The 338-nt window shown below is 32.5% G+C and carries 1 protein-coding gene; it reads right to left on the reverse strand.

The window, feature by feature from the left end; translation table 11 throughout:
* On the reverse strand, nucleotides 1-242 hold a 242-nt coding region (locus tag H4O21_RS28645; protein ID WP_182812646.1), incomplete at its 3' end, for a 6-carboxytetrahydropterin synthase.
* Nucleotides 243-338 lie beyond the last annotated feature (96 nt).

Consider the following 338-nt stretch of genomic DNA (forward strand, 5'->3'; position numbering starts at 1 on the left):
TGATCGAAGGCTACTTCAACTTCACTCTTAATAATGTCTTTTAGCACCTTCATATCAATAACATAACCTGTTTCAGGATCAATTTCTCCTGTTACACTTGCTATTAATTCATAATTATGCCCATGAAAATTAGGGTTGTTACACTTTCCGAAAATGGTGTCATTTTTTTCAAAACTCCAATCTTTTCTATACAACCGATGCGCCGCATTAAAATGTGCCTTTCTACTAACTGTTACTTTCATGAATTTACATTTATATGTTGGTAGAATTTATCAAAAATAACTTTAAACCAAGCGGTATATCGTTCTGGGTGTAATGAAATATCCACCTTAACTTCT

The sequence above is a fragment of the Oceanospirillum sediminis genome, assembly GCF_014164585.1.
Lineage (GTDB): Bacteria > Pseudomonadota > Gammaproteobacteria > Pseudomonadales > Halomonadaceae > Oceanospirillum > Oceanospirillum sediminis.